Here is a 26,943-nt window from a genome sequence, read left to right on the forward strand (position 1 = left end):
AAGTAAAATTTGTTACATAATTTTACTCTTATTGAAATGTTAATTTTTAATTCTCTTTCTATACCTATATAGAGTAAAGAATAATACCCCAATTAATAAATAAGGAAAAACCATTAAATAAGTAATTCCGTTGTTTACTCCTTCTGCCATAGAAATATCGCCAGTTTCAACAACTGCTTTACACATGGCACATTGAGAAAAACCAATGTTAGAGATTCCTATAAAAAACAAGAGTACTAATGACTGTTTAATTTTAAGCATAATAAGGAGAAATCATAACGTAAACTATAACACCGGTAACGGCCACATATAACCAAATTGGAAAAGTTTTTTTAGCTATTTTCCTATGGTCCGCAAAAAGACCAAGTTTTGCTTTCATATAAGTTAACAAAACAAAAGGGATTACGATTATTGACAATACAATATGGGTTACTAAAATAAAATAATATACATAAGCTATAACCCCTTTACCTCCAAAAACTGTTGAATCTGAAGTCATGTGATATGCAATATACATTACTAAAAAAGCTAAAGAAAGTGCAATTGCGGTTGTATTTAACTGCTCATGTAACCTTTTATTTCCTTTCTTAATAGCTACGACTGCAACTATTAGAACAACTGCTGTTAAGCCATTAATGAAAGCATAAATTGGTGGTAAAAAAATTAAAGGTTCAACATCGAAACCTAATTCTCTTAAATTAATTCCAAATAAAGCAGCGACTGCTAATGGAATAATAATAGTTAAAACGGTAATAATTTTTTTGTATTTTTTTTCTTGGGCTATATTATTCATTCAATAGTAATTTAATGTCTTCTTTTAATTCTTTCATTTGGTCTGGAAAATCTTTATCTCCTAAAGCACTATAATACATTAACGGATTACCTAAATCATCTTTCCTAGATCTGATATAGCCATTTTTATCTACAAGGGCAAATAAACCTGAATGCTCAAAACCACCATGAGACTCCTCTCCTTTACCAACATATAATTTAAAACCTTTAGTAGATAGTTCGTAAACGACATCTTGAGACTTTCCCGTTAGTAGATGCCAGTTTTTGTGAGTTATATCGTTATTCTTTGCATATTCTTTTAAAACAGCTGGAGTATCAATGTCTGGTGTTATAGATATTGATGCAATTCCAAACTCAGGATTCCCAAAAAATGCATTTTGTAGTACTACCATTTTTTGATTCATAATTGGGCAAATACTTGGGCAAGTTGAAAAGAAAAACTCAACCACATAGACTTTATCTTCATAAGAAGCGTTGGTTATGGTTTTACCTTCTTGATTTATAAATTCAAAATTAGGTACTTTACCAAACTTTAGTAAAACAGAATCATCAAATCTGTTTACTATTTTAGGAATTGCGTAGATTCCGAATAATAAAATAACAAAAGTAATACCTACATAAGAATACTTTTTTTTCATAAAACTATTTCTTTTCTGCTTGCTTTATTTTTATTTTTTTCTTTAAATGCTGCGTAGTATTCGTAATACAAAACTTTAATATCATCTTTCAGTTTACTTTTTAAAACAGAAACTGAATTTATATTATAACCATACATTTTGCCGTCTTTGCTGTCTTCATCTTGGGTTCTACCTCTTAAGTTTCCTTCTCTGTCAATTAGATATACATAATTTGAAGCTAGATTGTTTAAAGACTTATTCGTTGCTAGAGCATCATAGAAACCATCTATTTCAACTTTTGAACTTTCTAAAAAAATCCAACTCTTCATATCTGTAAAACTAGATAGTTTTTCTTTTAACTGTTTCACATTATCATTCTGACCTTTCGGATAAACAGCAATAATTTGAAAACGTTTATAATCTAAAAATGATTTGTAAATTTTTTCATTTAAAGCTAATACACCCGGTTGCATTTTTGCGCTCTCAGTTCCTAAGAAACAAATAATAGAAATGTGATCTTTAAAAGTGTTTCGCTTAGTGCTATCTATCTCAGAAATATCTACAATATCTTTAGTTAAAATAGGCAACTTTGTAAAGTTGTTTGTTCCTGTAGATAAGACTAAAAATAGTAATAAAGGAAAAATAAATAATAAGAATAAAACAATTCTTTTTTTAGTAAAAAACTTCATTTACAAATAAGTTTTAAAAAAACTAACTAAATCTTAGCGAATATATAATATAGAAAAAGGTGGTTAAAACCACCTTTTAATTTTTTACCAACGAACTAGTGGTGCCAGAGTATCAAACAGATAATTTCCTTCTATAAGTAGCAATGTTACTAAATAACAGATTAAGAAAATTCCTGTCCAAACAACAGCTCTTCTAAACCATTTTTTTTCTCCTTCTAAGTGCATAAAAGACCATGCTATATAGTAGGCTTTAAATAAAGTTAGAATTATGAAAATCCAGTTTAAAGGACTAGTCCCTAGAAAACTTGTTTTGTGTAATAAATCAGGTTTAATAATACCTAATGCTACTTCAACAATAGTAACTACAGATAGTAAACCAAATACCATCCATATTTTCTTAACGTTTGATTCGTGTGTGTGTGCCATTTGTTGTTAATATTTTTTATTTATACTAAGTAGAAGAAAGTGAATACAAAAACCCAAACTAAATCTACAAAGTGCCAATACAATCCTACTTTTTCTACCATTTCATAATGCCCTCTCTTTTCATATGTTCCTAGAATGACATTGAAAAATATAATGATATTTAACACAATACCCGAAAGTACGTGAAAACCATGAAATCCTGTAATAAAGAAGAAAAAGTTAGCGAATATAGTATTCCCATATTCATTTACCTCTAAGTTAGCACCTTCTACTATTTGTTCAGCTTTTGCTAATTCAGCCAATCCTTTTTCTCTAGAAAAAATAATTTTTTGTTTTTCTTCTAAATTAATTTGTTCACTTCTAACAAATATAGAAGGGTTTGCTGCGTAAGAAGTCTTTATCTGAGCCAAAGAGTAATTAGAAACCTCTTCACCACTTTCAAACCATAAGCCATTTTTCTTAGTATGGGTTACTCTACCATCATTGCGTTCTCCAACAACAAAATCAGACAAAGCGATCTGATGACCATCTTTAACAAACTGTAATAATTTACCATCTGTAGTTTTAACTGCTCCGTATGTACCGTTAATAAACGTATTCCATTCCCAAGCTTGAGAACCTACGAAAATTAAACCTCCAATAATAGTGGCAAACATATACCAAGTTACTTTACTTTTCTTCATTTGATGCCCTGCATCAACAGCTAATACCATAGTTACTGAAGAAAAAATTAAGACAAAAGTCATAAACGCTACGTAGTACATTGGGAACTCCCCATGTATAAAAGGAATGTGCGTAAATACTTCATCTGCAATTGGCCAAGAATCAATAAATTTAAAACGCGTTAAGCCGTAAGCTGCTAAAAATCCTGAGAATGTTAATGCATCAGAAAGAATAAAAAACCACATCATCATTTTACCATAGCTAGCGCTAAATGGTCTTACTCCACCACCACTCCAAGTGTTTTTTCTGTCTGAAGGTATAGCAATATTTGCTTCCATAAATAATATTTAATTAAAATCTAAAATTTTTGTCAAAATTAATCAATTTTCATCACCTAATAAAATAGAAAAAGAAAAATAGATAAATCCATAATAAATCTACAAAATGCCAAAAAATAGCTCCTAATTCAAAGCCTAATAAGTCTTCTGGCTTGTATTTGTATTTAAAATGATTATAAATAACAACAAACAGCACAATAATCCCTGCGAAAATGTGAAGTATATGCATAAATGTTATACCAATAATAAAAGAGGTAGAGACTGTACTCTCTGGTCCTGTAAAAAATAAACCGATACTTTTTAGTTGATTAAACCCTACATACTGCTGCCAAATGAAACCGATACCTAATATTAAAGTAACAACCACGAGAAGCAGTGATAATGCTCTTTTGTCTTTCTTTAAAAAATATTGTGAAAGGAATAATGTAAGGCTACTTATTACTATTAAAACTGTACTGACAAAGAAGGCTTGAGGTAAATCAAAATCTACCCAATCTTCTCTCTTCATGCTTATTACGTAGGCACTTGTTAGACCTGCAAAAAACATAACCATACTAATCATGGCAATCCATAACATTGGTTTTGCTGATTTCTTTTGAGCCACTTTATACTCTTGCTCTAATGCTTTTTCTTCTATCATGATCTATTGTAAAAATTTATCAATTACATATATTACTTGTACAATGGTAATGTATACAACACTAGCCAGCATCAATTTTCGTGCATCTGTGTTTTGTTCTGTTTTATGTAGTTTAACTCCAAAGTAAAGCATCATTAAACCTAACAATGCTACTATCACAGCAGTAGCTGGGTGGATAAAAAACTCTCCCGATACTTTTAATACAGGGATTACAGAAACTAAAATCATAATCACTGTATAAAAAATAATCTGCTTTACAGCATTTTTATCTTTAGTGTCAGTTGGTAACATCATAAAACCTGCTTTTTTGTACTCTTCGTATTGCAACCAACCAATGGCCCAAAAGTGAGGAAATTGCCAAAAAAATTGAATCATAAATAAAACCCCTGCCTCTATTCCAAACTGATTAGTTGCTGCTACCCAACCTAACATAAAAGGAATTGCTCCAGGAATTGCGCCCACAAAAACAGTTAACGGCGTAACAGACTTTAACGGAGTATATACAGAAGTATATAAAAATATAGAAATTGCTCCAAATAAAGCTGTTTTTGGATTTATAGAATATAAAATTGTTAGCCCTAAAATTGTAAATAACAACGCAATAAACATCGCAAAATTCACAGTCATTCTTCCTGTTGGAAGCGGCCTGTTTTTTGTTCTAAACATTAAGGCATCCGTATCTTTTTCAATAACTTGATTAAATGCATTTGATGCTCCCACCATAAAAAAGCCGCCCAAAGAAAGCAGTAAGAGTACTTTTAGACTAACTATATCTACAGCCAATAAATATCCAGCAACAGAAGAAAAAACAACACTTAGAGACAAGCCAACTTTAGTAAGTTGCTTTAAGTCTGACAAAAGTGTCTCTTTTGCTATTTTTGTATCTGAAATTACAGTCGAATCCATACTCTGAGAATATTTTACAAAGATATTTGATAATTATGAATTTACCACATAATTATGTGGTTTTGTGGTGTTAAAAACATAAAAAAACCCACTCAAAGATGAGTGGGAAAATTGCTATGAAAAAGAAAAAGTGTGATTTATTCAACCACTTTGTAAATATAATTATAATTATTCAGAAAAATCTTTATAATTTTCTTTTTTTGAAAAATCTTTTGCTTTTTTAAACTTAACAAAGGTGTTTAATGAAAAAAGTTCTTGTTTGTTTTTAGAGTAATTGAAAAGGGAATCTAAAGAGTACTTTGAATTTTTATTAAATCTTAGGCGAAGTGTGTCTTGATTAAACTGAAAAAACCCTCTATAAACGCATCTTTGATTCTTTTGAATAATTTTTAACTCAAAATAATTATCTGAAAATAATGTCAATCTTCTTGTATCCTTGGAAGTCTTAGGAGTTTCAAAAAGGTTTATTTTTGTTTTAAAAAAGTTCTCACCATGATAATTTAAAAATAAGGACAAAACTATACAATAAATCACGGCTATTAGAACAGGCCTATAATTAAAAAGTTCTTTTTTTAGAACTATATTGTAAAAATTATTGAATAAAATAACAAGAAAAACGACTATAAAACAGATAATAAAACCTGTAATAATTAACAATTCTTTTACTCCAAAACAATAGTCACCAAAATGTATAAGGAACGTTAAAGGCAGTAAAGCTATTGAAATCAGTAATAAATATCTCTTTCTAATTTTCATTAAGTCCTTTGTTCTAAAAAATTGTTTATTTAATTGTTTTCTTGTTTTATTTTTTAGAAAATCTAGCTAGTGCTTTTTTTGTAAAATCGGACAGCACCAATTCTCCAGAAACCTGAGCTCTTTCTATTAGTAGTTCTTTCCAATGGTCTGTATTTTCCCAAAACACTTTCTTCATTTCTGCTAGTGCTTGCGAATTGTAAGATGCCAATTTTTGTGCAAAAAAGTCAATTTCAGTATCTAATTCTTTAATATTCTCGTAAACTTTAGTATACAATCCTTTTTCTTTAGCCCAATAAGCGTTTTTCCAATTGGTGCCATCTAAAGTCAATTCGCTTAAGGCTGCCAACCCTATTTTACGTTTTACAGCTGGCTCTATAACAAAAGGGCCAATACCTATGGTTAATTCAGACAATTTTATGGAAGCTGCTTTTGTAGCTAAAACATAATCACAAGCTGCAGCTAAACCTACTCCTCCACCCACAGTTTTTCCTTGAACTCTTCCAATAATTAACTTGCTACAGGTTCTCATTGCATTGATCACATTTGCAAAACCTGAAAAGAATTGTTTGCCTTCTTCTAAATTACGAATAGCTACTAATTCATCAAAAGAAGCACCTGCACAAAATGCTTTTTGTCCTTCAGATTTTAAGATAATTACAGCAACTTCATCATTATTAGAAATGGCATCAAACTCTTTTGCTAAGCGACCTAACAACTCACTTGGAAATGAATTACTTGCAGGATGTCCAAACTCTATAGTTGCGATATTTCCTTGAATATTGGTGTATAAACTTCCATTTTGTCTTGTAGTACTCATGTCTAAAGTTTTATCAAAAGTAGGGTATTAAATATGAAAAATCAATGTAAAAATAAAGTCATTATGCTAGCATAATGACTTTAACGTATTCTTAATAACTTAGGTTAATTTAAAAAATATTAACCTACAATATTTACAATTTTACCTGGCACAACAATTACCTTTTTAGGTGTTCTGCCTTGCAATTGTGCTTGAGTTTTTTCGTGTTCCATTACTGTTTTCTCAATTTCTTCTTTAGACAAATCTAAAGGAAGTTCTAATGTAAAACGCATTTTACCATTAAAAGAAATTGGGTAATTCTTAGCAGTTTCTAGCAAATTTTTTGGCTCAAAAACTGGAAAAGGAGCAGTTGAAATCGATTCATTATTGCCTAACAAACTCCATAATTCTTCTGTAATATGTGGTGCATAAGGTGATAATAAAACCAATAAAGGCTCTAAAATTTCACGCTTGTTACATTTTAAAGCAGTTAATTCGTTTACAGCAATCATAAAAGTAGAAACTGATGTATTAAAAGAGAAATTCTCTATATCTTCTTCTACCTTTTTAATAGTTTTGTGTAAAGTCTTTAACTCATCTTTGGTTGCTTTTTCTTCTGAAACTTCAAATTGCTCTCCATTAAAATACAATTTCCATAATTTCTTTAAGAATGATGAAACTCCAGAAATACCAGAAGTTTTCCAAGGTTTAGTTTGCTCTAAAGGCCCTAAAAACATTTCGAATAAACGCAAAGCATCTGCACCATATTCTGCAACAATATCATCTGGGTTAACCACATTGAATTTAGACTTGGACATTTTTTCTACCTCACGTCCTACTTTATATACTTCATTTTCTAAGATAAATTCAGCATTTTTAAAATCAACATTTAGAGGATGATTTTTAAAACCTTCTATATCTAGCTCATCAGAGGCATTTACCAAAGAAACGTCAGAATGAATAGGCTGAACACTCTTCCCTTCAATTAACCCTTTTGAAAAAAACCTATTTGTCCCTTCCTCTCTGTAAACAAAAGCACTTGTCCCCAAAATCATTCCTTGATTTATCAACTTTTTTGCAAATTCATCTACAGGAAATACGCCTTTGTCAAACAAGAATTTTTGCCAAAAACGAGCATATAATAAATGACCAGTTGCATGCTCTGAACCACCTATGTATAAATCAATATTTTGCCAATAATCTAAATTTTCTTTAGAAGCAATTTCAGTATCATTCTGTGGATCCATATACCTATTAAAGTAATATGAACTTCCTGCCCAACCAGGCATTGTATTCAATTCTATTGGAAATACAGTTTCATTGTCAATTAAATCGTTGCTTACCACTTTATTTGTTTCAGAATTCCAAGCCCAAACATCAGCATTTCCTAAAGGTGGTTTTCCATCTTCAGTTGGCAAGTACTTTTCCACTTCTGGCAAAACAACTGGCAAGTGCTTTACATCAATCATTTGAGGCATACCCTCTTTATAATATACAGGAAATGGCTCTCCCCAATAACGTTGTCTGCTAAAAACTGCATCACGTAATCTGTAATTTATTTTTCCATAACCAAAGCCCCTTTTTTCCATTTCGTAAATGGCCAATTTTAAGGCTTTCTTATATTTTAATCTTGATAAAAAGTCTGAGTTTGCAATGACAGTGCCTTCTTTATCTGCGTGAGCAGCTTCAGAAATATCTACACCTTCAAAAATATTAGGAATTGGAATATCAAAATGTTTTGCAAAATCATAATCACGTTGATCTCCACAAGGAACAGCCATTACAGCTCCAGTTCCATAAGAGGCTAACACATAATCTCCAACCCATATTTGCACTTTTTCACCAGAAAAAGGATGAATTGCATATGCTCCTGTAAACGCACCAGAAATGGTTTTAACATCAGCCATTCTATCACGTTCAGAACGTTTTGCTGTAGCTTCTATATAAGCGTTTACTTTATCTTTCTGCTCATCTGTTACAATTTGTGAAACCAACTCGTGTTCTGGAGCTAATGTCATAAAACTTACTCCAAAAATAGTATCAGGTCTTGTGGTAAATACATCTATTTTCGCATCAAAACCATCTACTTTAAAAGAAACCATTGCTCCTTGAGAACGTCCAATCCAATTGGTTTGAGAATCTTTAAGTGGTTGTGGCCAATCGATGGTATTTAATCCATCTAACAAACGTTGTGCATAAGCAGAAATTCGCATAGACCATTGTGTCATTTTTTTACGAACAACAGGATGACCTCCTCTTTCTGAAACTCCGTTTACAATTTCGTCATTAGCTAAAACTGTACCTAATGCAGGACACCAGTTTACTTCTGTATCAGAAAGAAATGTTAATCTGTATTGTAATAAAATTTCCTCTTTTTGAATTGTAGTAAATCCACTCCAATCTTCAGCAGTAAAAGAAATAACCTCATCATCACAAACTGCATTTACAGTAGCATTTCCCTCTTTTTCAAAAACTGAAATTAAGGTAGCTATGTCTTCTGCTTTATCCTTATCTTTATTATACCAAGAATTGAATAATTGAATAAAAATCCACTGAGTCCATTTATAATACTCAGGATTTGAAGTACGTACTTCTCTACTCCAATCAAAAGAAAACCCAATTTGATCTAATTGTCTTCTGTACGTTTTTATGTTTGCTTCTGTAGTTTTTGCAGGATGCTGCCCAGTTTGAATAGCATATTGTTCTGCAGGTAATCCAAAAGAATCATAACCTTGTGGATGCAACACATTAAAGCCTTTATGACGCTTGTAACGTGCATAAATATCACTAGCAATATATCCTAAAGGATGCCCAACATGCAAACCTGCTCCTGAAGGATAAGGAAACATATCTAACACATAGTATTTAGGCAAATCAGAGCTATTAGAGGCTTTGAATGTTTGGTTCTCTGCCCAATATTTTTGCCAATTCTTCTCTATTTCTTGATGATTGTATTGCATCTTATCTCTATTTTAAGCCTGCAAATTTACGTTTATTCTATGAAAGAATAAATTCGAATTTTAACATTATTACTCTTACAATCATTTTGTAAATTAGCGACATAAATTTTTAACTAAAAGAATAAAAAAAGGATTCTTTAAACTGTAACTCCACTTGCAGTAACGCCTCTATCAATCTTACGCATTAACCCCTGCAATACTTTTCCTGGCCCTATTTCTATGAATTCAGTTCCCCCATCTGCCACCATAGCTTGTATGCATTGTGTCCATTTAACAGGTGCGGTTAATTGTGCTATTAAATTACTTTTAATAGTTGTTGCATCTGTAATAGCCTTTGCTGCTACATTTTGATAAACTGGACATTTTGGTTCGCTAAAGTTTGTTGCCTCAATAGCTGCTGCTAGCTCTGCTCTAGCAGGCTCCATTAAAGGCGAATGAAACGCTCCTCCAACAGGTAATAATAAAGCTCTTCTTGCTCCTTTTTCTGTTAATACTTCACAGGCTTTTTTTACGGCTTCTACATCTCCTGAAATCACCAACTGGCCAGGACAATTGTAATTTGCAGCAACGACTAGACCTTCTTCTATTGCTGCACATGTTTCTTCTACAACTGCGTCCTCTAAACCTAAAACTGCAGCCATTGTAGATGGAGTTTGCTCACATGCTTTTTGCATAGCTAAAGCTCTTTTAGAAACCAAACGTAATCCATCTTCAAAAGACAAAACACCATTGGCAACTAATGCAGATAACTCTCCTAAAGAATGCCCAGCTACCATTTCTGGCTGAAAAGTATCACCTAAAACCTTAGCTAATATTACTGAATGTAAAAATATTGCTGGCTGTGTTACCTTTGTTTCTTTTAGTTCTTCTGCTGTTCCAGTAAACATAATATCTGTTATAGAGAACCCTAAAATATCATTGGCTTTTTCAAACAACTCTTTTGCCAAATCAGAGTTTTCGTATAAATCTAAACCCATTCCTGTAAATTGTGCTCCTTGTCCTGGAAAAATATATGCTTTCATTGTAAATTATTTATTCGTTGAATTCTTTTTAAAATTTGAAAGCGACAAAAATAACGAAATTTAGTTAGAGCTTCATCTTTAGCATTCTTAGCCTCATTTACAATTCTATCTTCAATCAAAATTTGTAACTTCGTTCATATGAATAAAAATGATAAACGTACTGCAGATCGAATTTACCTCATCTTAGCAGCTCTTTTTATAGCTTCTTTAGTAACATCTAATCTAATTTTTCAAAAGTTTTTTTATTGGTATCCTTTTCAGCTAGAAGCTTTTGACGTAAAGTTATTTGAAGTTTCGGTGGGCTTACTCCCTTACCCAATTACATTTTTAATTACAGATATACTCTCTGAAATTTATGGTAAAAGAAAAGCAAATGAAGTAGTTATTGCAGGTATTTTTGCATCTTTCTTTTCTTTATTAATTATTTACATTTCTAAAGAAGTTCCAGCAACTTCTTGGTCTCAAGTAAATGATGCTACTTTTATAGAAGTTTTTGGAGCTGCTCCTTTAGCAGTTTTAGCATCTATGTTAGCCTACTTGTTTGCGCAATTTATAGATATTAGAGTGTATCACTTTTGGAAAAAACTTACCAAAGGCAAACACTTATGGTTAAGAAATAACTTTTCTACATTTTCTTCTCAGTTTATAGATACCATGACTGTACTATTGTTACTTTGTTCTTTTGGTATTATAGATTGGAGTAAGTTCTGGGGATTATTACTAAGTGGGGTACTTTTTAAAATGATGATTGCTGCTTTAGATACACCTTTATTATATGCAGCTGTCTATGCATTTAGAAAACGATTCAATTTAAAAGTAAACGAAGAAATATTAGATTAACTTTTTTGTAATTTTCTTAAAGTCAATTCGTCTAAAAAAGAAACAAAAACAAGATGAAGAAAATATTTACACTCCTTTTTGCGCTAATCTCTTTTTTAGAAGTGAAAGCGCAGACCTCTATCTTTTCTAATTTATTAGAAAAACACGTTACCAGTGAAGGTGTTGTAGACTATGCAGCATTTAAGGCTGATGAAGTTCGATTAGACATATACCTTACCTATTTAGAAAATACAAATCCAGATAAATCATGGTCTAAAAGTCAACAAAAAGCTTTTTGGATGAATGCTTACAATGCGTATACCATAAAATTGATTTTAGAGAACTACCCTATTAACTCGATTATGGATATTAAAAAAGATGGAAAATCGGCTTGGAAAATTCCATTTGCTAAAGTAGGTAGAAAAACTTACACCTTAAATTATATTGAACACGAAATATTGCGAAAACAACTTTTTGACCCTAGAATTCATGTGGGTGTAAACTGTGCATCTATCTCTTGCCCTAAAATTTTAAACAAAGTCTTTACTGCTGGAAATATAGATACTACTTTAGAAATATTAATGAAAGAATTCATCAATGATTCTTCAAGAAATAAAATCGGGAAAAAGTACATACAAATCTCTTCTATTTTTGATTGGTTTCAGCAAGATTTCACAAAAAACGGTAGTGTAATTGATTACTTAAACAACTATACAGAATTCAAAATTAACGCAAAAGCAAATATCTCATATTTGAAATACGATTGGGGTTTGAACAGTAAATAATTACTATCTTTCAATTTTAAAAATAAATTCAATTTATGTCTAAAACATATTATGATGATGCTGATTTGAGAAAATTCAGCAAAATTACAGAATGGAGTGAAGAATTAGGAAACAAGTTTTTCGATTATTATGGAAAAGTTTTTGAAGAAGGAGCATTAACTGCTCGTGAAAAATCATTAATAGCACTGGCTGTGGCGCATACAGAACAATGTCCTTATTGTATAGATGCCTATACAAAAGATGGCTTACAAAGAGGTATAACAAAACCAGAAATGATGGAAGCCATTCATGTGGGCGCTGCAATTAAAAGTGGTGCAACTTTGGTTCATGGAGTTCAAATGATGAACAAAGTGAACAAATTAGAAATGTAAGCAGAGACCAATTTTTTGCTTTTGTAAAAAATGTGTGAATCGCTTATACTCGCAAAAGCGAGTATCTATAAAACCAAACCATTATTTTCTTCAAACATAAATTAAAGAACCAAAAAAAAGATTCTGAATTAAATTCAGAATCATAATAAAAAATAAAAGTGATACTGAATCAAATTCAGCATGAAAAAATCATTAAAAGCCAGAAATAACGATATTGCCAATACTTCTCGTCAACTAGAAATCCTTTCCAACGGAATTTTTGCCGACGGTGAGTTGCCTACATTTGCAAAAAAGATTAAAGAAACCAACCAATTTCCGTTACGTCCAAAAAAATTAGAAATTCTTCAAATCAACTTGGGCTATATGTGCAATCAAGTATGTGAGCATTGTCATGTTGATGCTGGGCCAGACAGAAAAGAAATTATGACTGTTGAAACGATGCAGCAATGCTTGGAGATTGTCAAAAAAACAAAGGCACATACCTTAGATTTAACTGGTGGTGCTCCTGAAATGAATCCTAATTTTAGATGGTTTGTAGAAGAAGCTTCTAAAGCAGGTATTAAAGATTTTATCGTACGTTCTAACCTAACCATTATCAGAGCGAACAAAAAATTTCACGATTTACCGGAATTCTTTAAAAAACACAATGTTCATATTGTGTCTTCTATGCCTCATTGGACACGTGGAAAGACAGATAAACAAAGAGGAGATGGTGTTTTTGATAAATCGATTAAAGCCTTACAAGAACTAAATGCTGTGGGTTATGGAATGCCTGACTCTAATTTAAAACTAGACTTGGTATATAATCCTTCTGGTGCTTTTTTACCTGGAGATCAACAAGCTTTAGAAGCTGAATTCAAAAAAGCATTGAAAGCTGATTTTGACATTCACTTTCATAGTCTTTTTGCCATTACAAATTTACCTATAAGCAGGTTTTTAGATTACTTAATTGCCTCAGACAATTATGAAGATTATATGTATGCTTTACTAGATGCATACAATCCTGCAGCAGTAGAAAATGTAATGTGTACCAATACCATTTCTATTAGTTGGGAGGGTTGGCTGTATGACTGCGATTTTAACCAAATGCTTAACTTAAAAGTAGCCAGTAAAATTAAACACGTTTCTGACTATAATGAAGAATTGTTACAAGATAGAAACATAATTATAAACCAACATTGTTATGGGTGTACAGCAGGAGCAGGAAGTAGTTGCCAAGGAACTGTTGCCTAATTAAAAATATAAATATCATGAGTTATTTAGAGACTACACACAACGTTTATAAAGAAGCAGCTTTAACTCCAGATGTGGGGTTATGTTGTACAACAAATCCGATTTGGGAATTACCAGGACTAAAAATTCCTAGAATTATGCAAGAAATGAATTATGGTTGTGGCTCTACTGTTCATGCTAGAGATTTAACCAATAACCCTAAAATGTTATATGTAGGAGTTGGAGGCGGAATGGAGTTATTACAATTTGCATATTTCAACAGAAATAAAGGTGGTGTTATTGGCTTAGATGTGGTTGATGAAATGTTAGAGGCATCTCGTAAAAACTTTAAAATTGCCGAAGAACAAAACGATTGGTTTCAAAGCAATTTTGTAGATCTAAGAAAAGGAGATGCCATGAATTTACCGGTTGAAGACAACTCCATTGATGTGGCTGCACAAAACTGTTTGTTTAATATTTTTAAATCTGACGATTTAAAAAAAGCAATTGCAGAAATGTATAGAGTATTAAAACCACATGGTCGTTTAGTGATGAGTGATCCTACTTGCGAACAACCAATGAATGATACTTTGCGAAACGATGAACGTTTGCGAGCGCTTTGTTTAAGTGGGAGTTTACCAATTGCTGACTATGTGAAAGTATTAACAGATGCTGGCTTTGGAACTATAGAAATAAGAGCAAGAAAACCATATCGAATTCTAGACCCAAAAAAATACCCTACAGAAGAATTAATTTACATAGAGTCTATTGAAGTTGCTGCTATTAAAGATCCAATGCCTTCAGATGGCCCTTGTATTTTTACTGGAAAAACAGCAATTTATTATGGTAATGAAGATTTTTTTGATGACAATGCAGGTCATGTATTGCTAAAAAATCAGCCTTTAGCTATTTGCGATAAAACTGCTGGTGTTCTTGCTGGTTTAGGCAGAACTGATATTTTTATCTCTGAAAGTACTTACCACTATGATGGAGGTGGATGTTGTTAAAACAATTGGTTATCAATTGTTATTCACCTTAGACTCATAAATCAATCTAAATTTCGAATGGATTTGTTAGTTAGTATAAAGTGAAAATCTAAAACAGAAACAACATGAAAAACCTTTTAATTCTTTTTTTAGTAATAAGTACAACTACGCTTGGACAAACAAAATTAGACAAACTTCTTTCTAAGTGGAACAAGAGAAATGTACCTTACATATCAGTAGAAACACTGGCCTTACCTAAAACAAATGCAATTTTATTAGATGCTAGAGATCAAAGTGAATTTGATGTAAGTCATTTAAAAAATGCAGTTCGTGTAGGATATAATGATTTTAAATTAAAACAAACAATACTCAATTTACCAAAAGATAAAGATGTAAAAATTGTTGTGTATTGCTCATTGGGTATTCGCTCAGAAACTGTGGCACATAAATTAATGCAAGAAGGCTATACCAATATCTACAATTTATATGGAGGAATTTTTGAATGGAAAAATGCCAACTTTAAGGTGGTAGATACCTTAGGAAATCCCACAGAAAAAGTACATACATTCAACAAAAGTTGGAGCAAATGGCTTCATAGAGGAAAGAAAGTGTATTAATGTTTGATTATAATAGTTTTAGACTCTCAGAAGAATGCTTTTTCATACTAAATGCTTACCGCTAATAGGGCTATAGTCTTATAAAAATTTAAAATGAATAATAATCATTTATGCACAAAAACCTTCTACTTATTTTTACCAGAAACCCTGAATTAGGTAAAGTAAAAACGCGCTTGGCAAAAACAGTTGGCGATGAAACTGCTTTAGAAATCTATAAATTTCTCCTAGAAAAGACTAGAGATGAGTCGCGTAATGTAAACGCTGACAAAGCTGTTTACTACTCTGTAAAAGTGAGAGACAATGATATTTGGAATGCTGAAACCTATCAAAAATTTACTCAAAAAGGCGAAGATTTAGGGTATAGAATGCAGTATGCCTTTGAGCAAGGATTTAAAACGGGTTATGAAAAAGTGCTAATCATTGGTAGCGATTTATATGATTTATCCTCAGAAAATATAGATTATGCTTTTCGTACATTAGACAATCATGATGTAGTTCTAGGGCCAGCAGAAGATGGTGGTTATTACTTATTAGGCATGAAGACCTTACATGCATCTGTTTTTCATAATAAAGAATGGGGTACATCCACAGTTCAAAAAGACACCTTAGCCAATTTAACCCATCAAAAGGTAAAATTATTAGAAACTAAAAATGATATAGATTTGTATGAGGATATTGAAGGCATCCCAGAAATTATGAATCGCTTTATCCATACTAAAAAATAAAATACATTTGCGCATTATGAAAGCAGCACAGTTACAAGAAACCATCACTTTTTTAAAAGAACAAGGCATCACTGCTCCAGAGGTAGGTATTGTATTAGGTACTGGTTTAGGAAAACTGGTAAACAAAATAGAAATCGTAAAAGAGATTGCGTATACAGATATTCCTAACTTTCCTATTGCTACAGTAGAATTTCATTCAGGTAGAATTATCTACGGAAAATTATCTGGTAAAATGGTTGTGGTGATGTCTGGGCGTTTTCATTTATATGAAGGATATACGCCTTGGGAGGTTACCTATGGTATACGAACCATGCATGGCTTAGGCATTCAGCATTTATTAATTTCTAATGCAGCAGGTGCTATTAACTTAGATTATACCAAAGGCGATTTAATGTTGATTGAAGATCATATTAATCTACAAGGCAGTTCCCCTTTAGCTTTTAAAGGCGCTAATGAATTCGGAAACATCTTTGCAGATATGCTTGAACCCTATTCAAAAAAGATGAATACAGCACTGAATTTAATTGCTACCGAAAATAACATTCAACTGCATACAGGAACGTATGCAAGTGTATTAGGGCCACAGTTAGAAACTAAAGCCGAATATAGAATGTTGCAAATTTTAGAGGTAGATGCAGTAGGCATGAGTACTGTACCAGAAGTAATTGTGGCCAAGCAATTGAATTTACCTTGTGCAGCTATTTCTGTATTAACAGATGAATGTGATCCTAAGAATTTACAACCTGTAGACATTGCTGAAATTATTGCTATTGCTGGCCAAGCAGAACCTAAAATGATTATACTATTCAAAGAGGTGCTAGCTAAGTTGTAATTGTACCTTTCTGATTTTATCTATGAACCACAGCTTTACATCTTTTATTTTAGAAAAAACAGGCGCTACTTCTTTACAAGAAGTGGAGCTCATTCAAGAATTATGGAGTGGCTATGGGTACATTAAGCGCTTTGCCTTAGAAGGTAGCCCTTTGAAAACTGTGGTGGTTAAAAATGTACGATACCCAAAACAACAGCAACACCCAAGAGGTTGGAACTCCCAATTTGGTCATGAACGCAAGTTAAAATCTTATCAAGTGGAAACAGCTTGGTACACCCAATATGCACAACACAGCAAAGCACGTTTGCCCAAATGTTATGGTATTCGTCAACAAAATAACGAAGTGTGTATTGTTCTAGAAGATTTAGATGCTGCTGGTTACACATATCGAAAACAAGATGTTTCTTGGCAAGGAATTGACAACTGCTTGGCATGGCTTGCCAATTTTCATGCATCTTATTTAGGGCAAACCCCTGAAAATTTATGGGCTATTGGTAGCTACTGGCATTTGGCTACAAGACCGCAAGAATTAGCAGTTTTAGCAGATGCTCCTTTAAAAAAAGCAGCACCCTTCATCGATCAGAAATTAAACGATTGCAAGTATACAACCTTTATTCATGGAGATGCAAAATTGGCCAACTTTTGTTTTTCTGCCAATGATGAAGTAGCCGGTGTTGATTTTCAATATGTTGGTGGTGGTTGTGGTATAAAAGATGTTGCCTATTTTATCGGTAGCTGCTTACCAGAGCAAGAATGCGAACGTTTAGAAGCCGATATTCTTACCACCTATTTTACGCATTTGCATGCAGCCTTAGACACAGAACACAAAGCATTAGAAAAAGAATGGCGTACTTTATACCCTTATGCTTGGGCAGATTTTCATCGTTTTTTAAAAGGATGGAGTCCTGGGCATTGGAAACTAAATTCGTATAGCGAACGTATCACGCAACAGGTAATTATAGAACTTTCTAATGGACTTTAACGTATTGGCAAAAATTGCTTCAAAGGCTGTTCTAGAAGCAGGTAAGGTAATACAGAATGCCTTACATAAACCTATTGAAGTACAACATAAGGAAGGTGGCAACACCTTAGCATCACAAGTAGTTACTGCTATAGATGTAGCCTGTGAAAAAGTAATTCTAAAACACTTAGCACCTACTTGTATAAAGTACGATCTTGGGTTGTTGACGGAAGAAACCGAAGACGACCAAAGCCGATTTACCAAAGACTATTTTTGGTGTATAGACCCTTTAGATGGCACATTGCCCTTTATTAAGAAACATCCAGGCTTTTCGGTTTCCATAGCACTAGTCTCTAAAGAAGGTATTCCAGTAATTGGAGTAGTTTTAGACCCTACAAATAGTACCTTATATGTGGGCATAAAAGACCAAGGTGCGTTTAAAAATGGAAAAACTTGGGAGTTACCTCAACCCAAAAATACACTTACATTCGTTAGCGATAAAACCTTAGCAAACACCCCACAAAAAGAACAAATTTTAGGGCATATTGAAAAGCATTTAGAAGAATTGGGTTTAACACAATTTAAGGAAGTTTCAGGTGGTGGAGCTGTGTTGAATGCCCTTTTAGTAGCTGAACACAGACCAGCACTACTCATAAAACCTACCAAATTAGCACTTGGAGGTGGAAGCCTATGGGATTTTGCAGCAACTGTTTGTATTTTTAGTGAATTGGATTTAAAAGCCACATCATATAACGGTAATCCTTTAGATTTGAACTCTAAAACTAGCACATTTTTAAATACACAAGGGGTATATTTTTATTCTTTTTAAGAATTAATTAGACTTTTCTTAAAGACAATTATTGCTTTTTGTATATTTGTTAAATACAATGAACAAGTATTTAAACATTATAAAAAACTCGTATTCAGGATACTGGAACTACCTGAAAAACTCCGTTTTGCTGGAGTTAAATTGGGAGAATTACTTTTATGGGTTACTAATTATTTCTTTTGTAGTTTGGGGTCTAGAAGCTATGTTTCCTTGGCGTAAAAACCAATCTTTGTTTCGTAAAGATTTTTGGTTGGATACCTTTTACATGTTCTTTAACTTTTTTCTATTAAATCTTATTGTTTTAATTGCTTTATCCAACACTGCAGCCGAAATCTTTAATGATTTGTTAGGGTTTATCGGTTTAACTATAAGTAGTTTTCAGTTGCTAGATTTAAATATCCTACCTTTTTTACTACGTATCTTTATTTTCTTTATTGTAGTCGATTTTACTCAATGGTGGACGCATCGTTTACTGCATAGAGTCGATTTTTTATGGAATTTTCATAAAGTACATCACTCCGTAAAAGAGATGGGCTTTGCAGCCCACTTGCGTTACCACTGGATGGAACCTGTAATTTACAATTCGTTGCGCTATATTCCGCTTGCCATTATTGGCGGGTTTTCTCCACAAGATGTTGGTATTGTTCATTTCTTTAACATTACTATTGGACATCTTAACCATGCAAATATTAATTGGGATTATGGATGGTTAAAATATATTTTAAACAATCCAAAAATGCACATTTGGCATCATGCTAAAGAGTTGCCTAAAGACCATAAGCATGGGGTGAATTTTGCACTAACCTTGAGTGTTTGGGACTACTTATTCAAAACCAATTATATTCCTTATTCAGGAAGAGATATTGAACTTGGTTTTGAAGATGATTCGAGCTTTCCAAAAAATTTTGTGCAACAGGAATTCTATCCATTAAGTAAAAGTAAATAGATTTGTTAGCTATTAGTATTTTGTCCTAAGTTTTTACCATTTTTAAGCTAAAGCGATCTTTCTATTTTTAAAACATGTAATCTAGATAACTCTTTTACAATTGCAAACACTAATTATATACCCTACATTTTAAAGAAAAAAATACCTTACTTCTCTTTTTTATTATTTGTATAAGTATTTTTTTGGTCTTTTATTTGGTTGTTTGGAACAAAAATATACAAATCAAAGATGACTGTATCATTAAAATTTTAGACAAAATGTGTACCTTTACCTAAGTAAAAAACAAGATTATTTTAATAATAATTTGCAATCTATAAACTAACATAACGTCTATTTTCTTCTACAAAGACTCTATATGATATTTGATTTACTTTATTTTATTAATATTATTCTGTCTATTCTAATAGGTGTTTTTCTATGGTTTAAGTTAAAACCAAACAACTTTTCTCTGCATACAAAATCTCTAGCGGCTTATTTAATCTTTAATGCTATTTGTTTAATACTTGAACTAGTGCTTTTAAACCTCCATGGATATCTCCAACAACAAATGTGCGCATTACATTTAATTAAGCTCCAAAATTAGAATCTTTTTCTCTAAATAAAAAAAGCGTGTATTAAGTTTACATTAAACATTACCTGTTAGCATATAAGCTTGTAATAAGTACTTCTGTAGGTTTATTTTGCGGTGTAAATCTATTGTTTTTTAAACCGCCAACAAATTCATGGTTATGAAACCACTTCCATAAAAAACCTCCTGCAAACCAATCCTCTCCCCAAAACTGATTATAAATGGCTTGTAGCGCATTTGTTTGTGCGTTAAGGTTTACTTTATCTTGAGTGCGAGAAAATTCCCATGGCCTTTTAGCATTGTAATCAATACTTCTATACCCAAACTCGGTAAATAACACAGGCTTTTTAAACTTTTGCTGTATGGCTAGTATTGCCTATTTGTGAATGTCCCAACTTTCTTCTAACTCTAAAATAGTTGGAGTTTTTGATGCGCTTAATGGAAAATAAGCATCTATTCCAATAAAATCTAGTTCGCCCCACAAAGAAAAGCGCTTGTATTCGTCCCAATTAACAGCATATGTGAGTTTACCTGAATAAATAGATCTGATTTCCTTTATTAAGGAGCTCCAATAATTGGGTCTATTGAGCACGAACTCTTTTAACTCTGTCCCAATGCAAAGTAAACCTGCTTTTAACTGTTCTGCGGCTTTTGCGTAAGTAAGTATATATTTTCTGTAAGAAGATTCCAATAACTTCCACCCTTCTTTTGTATTTGGTTTTAAATTACCTGTAAAAACCCCTCTACGTAACCATATATGCGGTTTAATCATAATATGAATTCCTGATTTTTGAAACTCATTGGCATACTGTAGTAATCCATTTTCCGTTTCGCCAAACCACTCTCCTTTAGTGTTAAATTCAATTTTTGGAATAGCTTTATCTCTAATAATACCATAAGGCATTAACGCTATATAGTTGCTATTTGTTTTTAAAACAGGAGTAATATGTTGCTGATTAATTGGTTCTCTAGAAGCCACAAAGCTTAATCCATTTATTTTTTGAGACAAAATTTTAGAGGAAATACTTAAAAAGATACCTAGAATTAAAATAGTACACTTTACATTCATAAGAGTTAAAAATACAGTTTTTTTTATTACAAATTTTTCTAAAAATAAAAAAGGAGACTGGACTTTTATTAACTCGAGAGAAAACAATGCTATATTCGCTCTTTTTATTTATAATCATTTAAAATTGGATATTTCTTTTAAGTTCTTAACTTTAGCTTCGACAGAATGTAAAGAATCTATCAACTAATTATGGAACATATTGTAATTATTGGAAATGGAATTTCTGGAGTTACAGCTGCAAGACATATCAGAAAAAATTCTGACAAACAGATTACTATTGTCTCTGCTGAAACCAAATACTTTTTTTCTAGAACAGCACTCATGTACGTGTACATGGGACATATGAAATTTGAACATACTCAACCTTACGAAAATTGGTTTTGGGATAAGAATAACATCAACTTAAAAGAAGGGTATGTAACGCAGGTAAACACTGATGATAAGTTACTAAGTTTTAAAGACAACTCTACTTTATCCTATGATAAACTAATCATAGCTACAGGTTCTAAACCCAATAAATTTGGCTGGCCAGGAGAGGATTTAAAAGGAGTTTTAGGCATGTACCACAAACAAGATCTAGAAAACTTAGAAATCTATGCTCCTAATAAAGAAGTGTGTAAAAGAGCAGTAATTGTTGGTGGTGGTTTAATAGGAATTGAATTGGCAGAAATGCTAAGAAGTAGAGACATACCTGTTACCTTTTTGGTACGTGAAAGTAGTTTTTGGAATGAGGTTTTACCTGCCCAAGAATCTGAAATGATTAATAAACATATTTTAGAACATCACATAGACCTGCGATTAAGCACTCATTTAAAAGAGATAAAATCTGATGAAAACGGAAATGTAAAGTCTGTTGTTATCGAAGAAACTGGCGAAGAAATACCTTGTAATGTACTAGGTTTAACTGCAGGGGTTTCACCAAACATCAACTTTTTAAAAGATTCTGGAATAGAGACTAAAAAAGGTGTTTTGGTAAACCGATTTCTAGAAACCAATATAAAAGATGTTTATGCGATTGGTGATTGTGCAGAGCAAAACGAAGCTATTGGTCTACGAAGAAATATTGAAGCTATTTGGTACACAGGAAGAATGATGGGTGAAACATTAGCACAAACTATTTGTGGAAAACCTAGAGAGTACAACCCTGGACATTGGTTTAACTCCGCTAAATTTTTAGACATTGAATACCAAACCTATGGTTGGGTATTTAGCGAGAGAAATAAAAAAAAGTATGAAACCTATTTTCAGTGGAAACATTCCAAACAAAATAGTTGCATTACCATTTCTTACGATGCTAAAACTCAACAATTTTTAGGGATAAATACCTTCGGAATTCGAATGCGTCACGAGAAATTTAATCAATGGTTAACCGAAAAACAATCTATACAATATGTTTTAAAGCATTTAAAAGATGCTAATTTTGATCCTGAATTTTATAGCTTATACGAAAAACAAATTATAGCCAAATTCAACATAGAAAACAATACACAACTAAGAGTAAAACCAAAAAGTTGGAAGCGTATATTTTCTAAAATATAAATCATACACCTTAAAAAACAGATTCTTTGAAAATTTTACAACAATTAGGCTTAACCGTTTTTCTAATAGCTCTTTTGCTATTTACATCGAGTATTTTTACAGGTAATTTTTCCATGAAACAGAAAGACTTTGATGCTTTTTTGACTGAAAAAAACTATAAAAGCGAACATTTTACTGAAGCTTTACAAAAAGCTATTGTAACACCAGAACCCTTGTCTATATTTGAATTTTCTAAAAGAGTTAGACAAGCTGTTGCTGATAATAACGCTTATTACAATACTCTAATTAAAAAATACAATGCAGAGAAAAACTGGAAGAAAAAAGGAGCTCAATATCAATATAAAATTAACGGCAAACCACATAGCATTAGTTTTGAAATTGCTAAAAAAGCAGGTAATGGATTTGTAAAAGAAAATGCAGGACTTAGCTGGCTGCTTACCTTTGGGCTCGGTATTGTTGGAGCACTGCTTTTTATACTACCTAACATTATTTTATTAGGAAAGCCAGGTATTAAAAATAATCATATTTATCAGCAATCTGCAACCAACAGAGGTTTTATGGCTTGGTTGGTTTTAGTATACCTCGTCGTTTTTTACTTAGTACTCTATTTTATGGCAGACTATTTAGTAAATTGGACCTTTATGCTAGACCCAATAAGCAAGGCTCTAAATGGAGGACCTGCTTCACAATGGTTTGTTTATGGTTTTCTATATTGTACTATTATGCTAACCATGGGGGTTAGAATGTATATTAAATACAGACACAACAAATACCAAATTATTAGAACAACCTCGGTACTATTCTTTCAAATTGTTTTTGCTTTTCTTATTCCGGAAATTATGACCAGCTTAAACATGCCAGGTTATGATTTTAAAAATGCGTTTCCTCTAGACTATGATTTCTTTTTTGAATGGAATTTAAAAAGCTTAACCGAAAGTGGTGGTATAGGTATTTTTATTCTAGTTTGGGGTATTGTATTAACTTTAATCATTGTGCCAGTTATGGTATACTTCTTTGGTAAAAGATGGTATTGTTCTTGGGTTTGTGGTTGTGGTGGATTAGCTGAAACTTTGGGCGACCCTTACAGACAACATTCTAACAAAAGCTTAAGTGCATGGAAGTTAGAACGCTGGTTAATACACTCAGTATTGGTTTTTTCTTTAGTAATGACTTTAGTAACCTTGTATTGTTATTTTTCTGGAACTTCTTATTTTTTAGGTATAAAGTCGCAATGGATTAAAGATACATACAGCTTTTTAATAGGTGCATGGTTTGCAGGTGTTATTGGTACAGGCTTCTACCCAATTTTTGGAAATAGAGTGTGGTGTAGATTTGGTTGTCCATTGGCTGCTTATTTAGGTTTAGTGCAACGTTTTAAATCGAGATTTAGAATTACCACCAATGGCGGGCAGTGTATTTCTTGTGGAAACTGTTCTACATACTGTGAACAAGGAATTGATGTAAGAGCCTATGCACAAAAAGGAGAAAACATTGTAAGATCTAGCTGTGTAGGTTGTGGAATTTGTTCTGCTGTGTGTCCTAGAGGAGTGCTGAAATTAGAAAATGGCCCTGAAGAAGGCAGAATTAATCCTACTGAAATTTTGTTAGGGAATGATGTTGACTTAATGCAATTGGTAAATAAAAAATAGAGTTCACTTAACAAAGACTTCATAATTTATTTAACATAAAAGTCTTATAAGTATAAAATATTGATACTTTTACTGCCAAAAAATAATTGCAAGCGAATATTTTAATAAAAATAACATCGATTTTAGTAAAATGAATACCTTAGTTACCGTAATTATCCCTGCATACAACGAGCAAGATGCTATTACTAAAGTCATACAAGATATCCCCGAATTTGTAAATGAAATTATTGTTGTAAGCAATAACTCTACAGACAACACTGAAGAAAAGGCAAAAAAAGCAGGTGCAACAGTATTACAGGAACAAAGAAAAGGATACGGGTATGCCTGTTTAAAAGGGCTACATTATATTGTACAGCAAAATACAAAACCAGAAATCATTGTATTCTTAGATGGAGATTACTCTGATTATCCAGAACAGTTAACCGAAATTATTACACCTATACTGCAAGAAAACATTGACTTTGTATTAGGTTCACGTGTAAAAGAATTGAGAGAAGTAGGTGCAATGACACCACAACAAATTTTCGGAAATTGGTTAGCTACTTTTTTAATGAAGGTGTTTTTTAATGCCCAATTTACAGATCTAGGGCCCTTTAGAGCTATAAAATACTCAAAACTATTAACGTTAGGAATGGAGGACAAAACGTATGGGTGGACTGTAGAAATGCAGCTAAAGATTTTAAAACAAAAAATGAGTTATAGAGAACTACCTGTAAAGTATCGAAACAGAATTGGAGTTTCAAAAGTTTCAGGAACTTTAAAAGGTACTATATTTGCAGGAGTTAAAATTCTTAGCTGGATTTTTAAATATAGTTTTAAGTAATGATTTTAGAGTACGCAATCATCTTTATTTACACCATTTGTTTAATGCTAATTTTCATGTATGCATTAGCACAATTAAACCTTCTTATCAACTACCTTAAACACAAGAATAAAGAAGACAATGCTGCTAAATTTGATTTTAGAAATCCAGATGAAATTCCGTTTGTAACCATACAACTTCCTGTTTATAATGAACTGTATGTAATGAAGCGACTTTTAAAAAATATCGCAAAAATAGACTACCCAATTCAAAAATTAGAAATTCAAGTTTTAGACGATTCTACAGATGAATCTGTAGAAAAGACAGCAAAACATGTTAAAAAAATTCAAGAATTAGGAATTGATATTCAACATATTAGAAGAAGTAATAGAGAAGGATTTAAAGCTGGAGCTTTAAAAGAAGGGTTAAAAATGGCAAAAGGTGAATTTATTGCTATTTTTGATGCCGATTTTTTACCAAAAAAAGATTGGCTCTACCAAACTGTTCCGTATTTTAAAGATTCAAGTATTGGTGTAGTACAAACCAGATGGGGACATATCAATAGAAATTACTCTACCCTAACAAGAATACAAGCGTTTATGTTAGATGCCCACTTTACGCTGGAGCAAGTGGGTAGAAATAGCAAAGGACACTTTATTAATTTTAATGGAACTGCAGGTATTTGGAGAAAAGAATGTATTTATGATGCTGGTAATTGGCAGGGAGACACTTTAACTGAAGATATTGATTTAAGTTATAGAGCACAGCTAAATAATTGGAAGTTTAAATATTTAGAACATGTAGAAACACCAGCGGAATTACCTGTAATTATTAGTGCTGCAAGATCTCAACAATTTAGATGGAATAAAGGTGGAGCTGAGAACTTTCAGAAAATGATTAAAAGAATTGTTACCTGTAAAAACGTTTCTTTTAAAACCAAAGTTCATGGGATTTTACACTTATTAAACAGCTCTATGTTTACCTGTATTTTTTTGGTTGCTATTTTAAGTATTCCAATGCTGTACATAAAAAATGAATATGCTCATTTAAAGAATTACTTTTATGTAATGAGCTTTTTTGTGATAAGTTCTCTTATTTTCTTTGTGTGTTATTGGCATATGTATAAGAATATTTATGGGGGCGGTTTTGTAAAGTTCTTTAAGTATATAGGTGCTTTTTTTACCTTCTTTTCAGTAGCAATGGGATTTTCTCTACACAATACTATTGCAGTTTTAGAAGGTCATTGGGGTAAAAAAAGTGAATTTATAAGAACTCCAAAATTTAATATTAAAACCATTAAAGATGGTTGGAAAAACAATAAGTACATTAAGAAAAAAACCTCTGTACATGTTATTTTAGAAGGACTATTAGCTGTCTATTTTGTATTTGGTATGTATAGTGCATTTGTAGTTGGTGATCAAGGAGGAGATTTTGGGTTATTCCCTTTTCATTTTATGCTATTTGTTGGTTTTAGTTATGTGTTTTTCAAGTCTGTATTTTCTAAAGCCTAATGCTAGTTAATACAAGATATAGAAACACTGCTTGTATACTGCTTAGTTCACTTTTTTACTTTTATATTGCATATTTTTTAGACAGAACTAACTTTACAGTACTCTTTTCAGTATGGC

General features: G+C 32.0%; 28 protein-coding genes. 15 read left to right on the top strand and 13 right to left on the bottom strand.

Annotated features, from left to right (window positions below; all coding sequences use genetic code 11):
• Window positions 1-39: 39 nt before the first annotated feature.
• The 11 genes from Q0L44_RS02000 to fabD all read right to left on the bottom strand — a co-directional run bounded on the left by Q0L44_RS02000 (window position 40) and on the right by fabD (window position 10,605).
• Window positions 40-261, bottom strand: a complete 222-nt coding sequence (locus Q0L44_RS02000) for a hypothetical protein (RefSeq protein WP_296634570.1) — start codon at window positions 259-261, stop codon at window positions 40-42.
• A complete protein-coding gene (locus Q0L44_RS02005) occupies window positions 254-793 on the bottom strand; it encodes a DUF420 domain-containing protein (protein WP_296634573.1) in 540 nt (179 codons plus the stop codon). Before Q0L44_RS02005 ends, Q0L44_RS02000 begins: the two co-directional genes overlap by 8 nt.
• A complete protein-coding gene (locus Q0L44_RS02010) occupies window positions 786-1,430 on the bottom strand; it encodes an SCO family protein (RefSeq protein WP_296634576.1) in 645 nt (214 codons plus the stop codon). The genes Q0L44_RS02005 and Q0L44_RS02010 overlap by 8 nt, the downstream gene beginning before the upstream one ends.
• The gene (locus Q0L44_RS02015; RefSeq protein WP_296634578.1) at window positions 1,427-2,098 is read right to left on the bottom strand and encodes a hypothetical protein; all 672 of its coding nucleotides are present in this window, start codon (window positions 2,096-2,098) and stop codon (window positions 1,427-1,429) included. The genes Q0L44_RS02010 and Q0L44_RS02015 overlap by 4 nt, the downstream gene beginning before the upstream one ends.
• Before the next feature lie 84 nt (window positions 2,099-2,182).
• The gene (locus Q0L44_RS02020; RefSeq protein ID WP_296634580.1) at window positions 2,183-2,524 is read right to left on the bottom strand and encodes a cytochrome C oxidase subunit IV family protein; all 342 of its coding nucleotides are present in this window, start codon (window positions 2,522-2,524) and stop codon (window positions 2,183-2,185) included.
• A 20-nt stretch (window positions 2,525-2,544) separates the two neighbouring features.
• Window positions 2,545-3,525, bottom strand: coding sequence for a cytochrome c oxidase subunit 3 (locus tag Q0L44_RS02025; protein ID WP_296634582.1), 981 nt, complete (start codon window positions 3,523-3,525; stop codon window positions 2,545-2,547).
• A gap of 52 nt (window positions 3,526-3,577) precedes the next feature.
• Complete coding sequence (locus tag Q0L44_RS02030; RefSeq protein WP_296634584.1) at window positions 3,578-4,165, bottom strand: cytochrome c oxidase subunit 3; 588 nt, start codon at window positions 4,163-4,165, stop codon at window positions 3,578-3,580.
• Between the two features lie 3 nt (window positions 4,166-4,168).
• A complete protein-coding gene (gene cyoE / locus Q0L44_RS02035; RefSeq protein ID WP_296634586.1) occupies window positions 4,169-5,071 on the bottom strand; it encodes a heme o synthase in 903 nt (300 codons plus the stop codon).
• 802 nt (window positions 5,072-5,873) lie between these two features.
• Complete coding sequence (locus tag Q0L44_RS02040; RefSeq protein WP_296634590.1) at window positions 5,874-6,644, bottom strand: enoyl-CoA hydratase/isomerase family protein; 771 nt, start codon at window positions 6,642-6,644, stop codon at window positions 5,874-5,876.
• Window positions 6,645-6,763: 119 nt separating this feature from the next.
• Entirely contained in the window at window positions 6,764-9,583 is a 2,820-nt protein-coding gene (gene leuS / locus Q0L44_RS02045; RefSeq protein ID WP_296634592.1) for a leucine--tRNA ligase, read from the bottom strand.
• 137 nt (window positions 9,584-9,720) lie between these two features.
• Entirely contained in the window at window positions 9,721-10,605 is an 885-nt protein-coding gene (gene fabD, locus Q0L44_RS02050) for an ACP S-malonyltransferase (RefSeq protein WP_296634595.1), read from the bottom strand.
• Between the two features lie 138 nt (window positions 10,606-10,743).
• On the opposite strand from fabD, the gene Q0L44_RS02055 reads away from it, so the two are divergent.
• The 11 genes from Q0L44_RS02055 to Q0L44_RS02105 all read left to right on the top strand — a co-directional run bounded on the left by Q0L44_RS02055 (window position 10,744) and on the right by Q0L44_RS02105 (window position 19,688).
• A complete protein-coding gene (locus Q0L44_RS02055) occupies window positions 10,744-11,445 on the top strand; it encodes a queuosine precursor transporter (protein WP_296634597.1) in 702 nt (233 codons plus the stop codon).
• Between the two features lie 53 nt (window positions 11,446-11,498).
• Window positions 11,499-12,209 (top strand): DUF547 domain-containing protein, encoded by a 711-nt coding sequence (locus Q0L44_RS02060; protein WP_296634599.1) that lies wholly within the window; start codon window positions 11,499-11,501, stop codon window positions 12,207-12,209.
• A 35-nt stretch (window positions 12,210-12,244) separates the two neighbouring features.
• Entirely contained in the window at window positions 12,245-12,580 is a 336-nt protein-coding gene (locus Q0L44_RS02065) for an arsenosugar biosynthesis-associated peroxidase-like protein (RefSeq protein WP_296634601.1), read from the top strand.
• 180 nt (window positions 12,581-12,760) lie between these two features.
• The gene (arsS, locus tag Q0L44_RS02070) at window positions 12,761-13,813 is read left to right on the top strand and encodes an arsenosugar biosynthesis radical SAM (seleno)protein ArsS (protein ID WP_296634604.1); all 1,053 of its coding nucleotides are present in this window, start codon (window positions 12,761-12,763) and stop codon (window positions 13,811-13,813) included.
• 17 nt (window positions 13,814-13,830) lie between these two features.
• Window positions 13,831-14,799 (top strand): arsenosugar biosynthesis arsenite methyltransferase ArsM, encoded by a 969-nt coding sequence (gene arsM / locus Q0L44_RS02075; protein ID WP_296634608.1) that lies wholly within the window; start codon window positions 13,831-13,833, stop codon window positions 14,797-14,799.
• Window positions 14,800-14,903: 104 nt separating this feature from the next.
• Window positions 14,904-15,395, top strand: coding sequence for a rhodanese-like domain-containing protein (locus Q0L44_RS02080; RefSeq protein ID WP_296634612.1), 492 nt, complete (start codon window positions 14,904-14,906; stop codon window positions 15,393-15,395).
• A gap of 110 nt (window positions 15,396-15,505) precedes the next feature.
• Window positions 15,506-16,120, top strand: a complete 615-nt coding sequence (locus tag Q0L44_RS02085; RefSeq protein ID WP_296634615.1) for a TIGR04282 family arsenosugar biosynthesis glycosyltransferase — start codon at window positions 15,506-15,508, stop codon at window positions 16,118-16,120.
• Window positions 16,121-16,136: 16 nt separating this feature from the next.
• A complete protein-coding gene (locus Q0L44_RS02090) occupies window positions 16,137-16,952 on the top strand; it encodes a purine-nucleoside phosphorylase (protein WP_296634617.1) in 816 nt (271 codons plus the stop codon).
• 22 nt (window positions 16,953-16,974) lie between these two features.
• Entirely contained in the window at window positions 16,975-17,934 is a 960-nt protein-coding gene (locus Q0L44_RS02095) for a phosphotransferase (RefSeq protein ID WP_296634619.1), read from the top strand.
• On the top strand, window positions 17,924-18,742 hold the full coding sequence (locus Q0L44_RS02100; RefSeq protein ID WP_296634622.1) for an inositol monophosphatase family protein: 819 nt from the start codon (window positions 17,924-17,926) through the stop codon (window positions 18,740-18,742). Before Q0L44_RS02095 ends, Q0L44_RS02100 begins: the two co-directional genes overlap by 11 nt.
• A gap of 58 nt (window positions 18,743-18,800) precedes the next feature.
• Window positions 18,801-19,688 carry a sterol desaturase family protein gene (locus Q0L44_RS02105; protein WP_296634625.1) on the top strand — a complete coding sequence of 296 codons (888 nt, stop codon included), beginning with the start codon at window positions 18,801-18,803 and terminating at the stop codon, window positions 19,686-19,688.
• A gap of 632 nt (window positions 19,689-20,320) precedes the next feature.
• Here Q0L44_RS02105 and Q0L44_RS11520 read toward each other — a convergent pair.
• Together Q0L44_RS11520 and Q0L44_RS11525 are read right to left on the bottom strand one after the other, a co-directional pair.
• On the bottom strand, window positions 20,321-20,596 hold the full coding sequence (locus tag Q0L44_RS11520; RefSeq protein ID WP_366084971.1) for a hypothetical protein: 276 nt from the start codon (window positions 20,594-20,596) through the stop codon (window positions 20,321-20,323).
• A gap of 36 nt (window positions 20,597-20,632) precedes the next feature.
• On the bottom strand, window positions 20,633-21,265 hold the full coding sequence (locus Q0L44_RS11525; RefSeq protein ID WP_366084972.1) for a hypothetical protein: 633 nt from the start codon (window positions 21,263-21,265) through the stop codon (window positions 20,633-20,635).
• Between the two features lie 249 nt (window positions 21,266-21,514).
• On the opposite strand from Q0L44_RS11525, the gene Q0L44_RS02115 reads away from it, so the two are divergent.
• The 4 genes from Q0L44_RS02115 to Q0L44_RS02130 all read left to right on the top strand — a co-directional run bounded on the left by Q0L44_RS02115 (window position 21,515) and on the right by Q0L44_RS02130 (window position 26,826).
• Entirely contained in the window at window positions 21,515-22,864 is a 1,350-nt protein-coding gene (locus Q0L44_RS02115; RefSeq protein WP_296634627.1) for an FAD/NAD(P)-binding oxidoreductase, read from the top strand.
• Window positions 22,865-22,890: 26 nt separating this feature from the next.
• On the top strand, window positions 22,891-24,513 hold the full coding sequence (locus Q0L44_RS02120; RefSeq protein ID WP_296634630.1) for a 4Fe-4S binding protein: 1,623 nt from the start codon (window positions 22,891-22,893) through the stop codon (window positions 24,511-24,513).
• A 130-nt stretch (window positions 24,514-24,643) separates the two neighbouring features.
• Complete coding sequence (locus Q0L44_RS02125; RefSeq protein WP_296634635.1) at window positions 24,644-25,336, top strand: glycosyltransferase family 2 protein; 693 nt, start codon at window positions 24,644-24,646, stop codon at window positions 25,334-25,336.
• Complete coding sequence (locus Q0L44_RS02130) at window positions 25,336-26,826, top strand: cellulose synthase family protein (RefSeq protein WP_296634637.1); 1,491 nt, start codon at window positions 25,336-25,338, stop codon at window positions 26,824-26,826. Before Q0L44_RS02125 ends, Q0L44_RS02130 begins: the two co-directional genes overlap by 1 nt.
• The last annotated feature ends 117 nt before the right edge of the window (window positions 26,827-26,943 follow it).

It is taken from the genome of Polaribacter sp. (assembly GCF_024639685.1).
GTDB lineage: Bacteria > Bacteroidota > Bacteroidia > Flavobacteriales > Flavobacteriaceae > Polaribacter.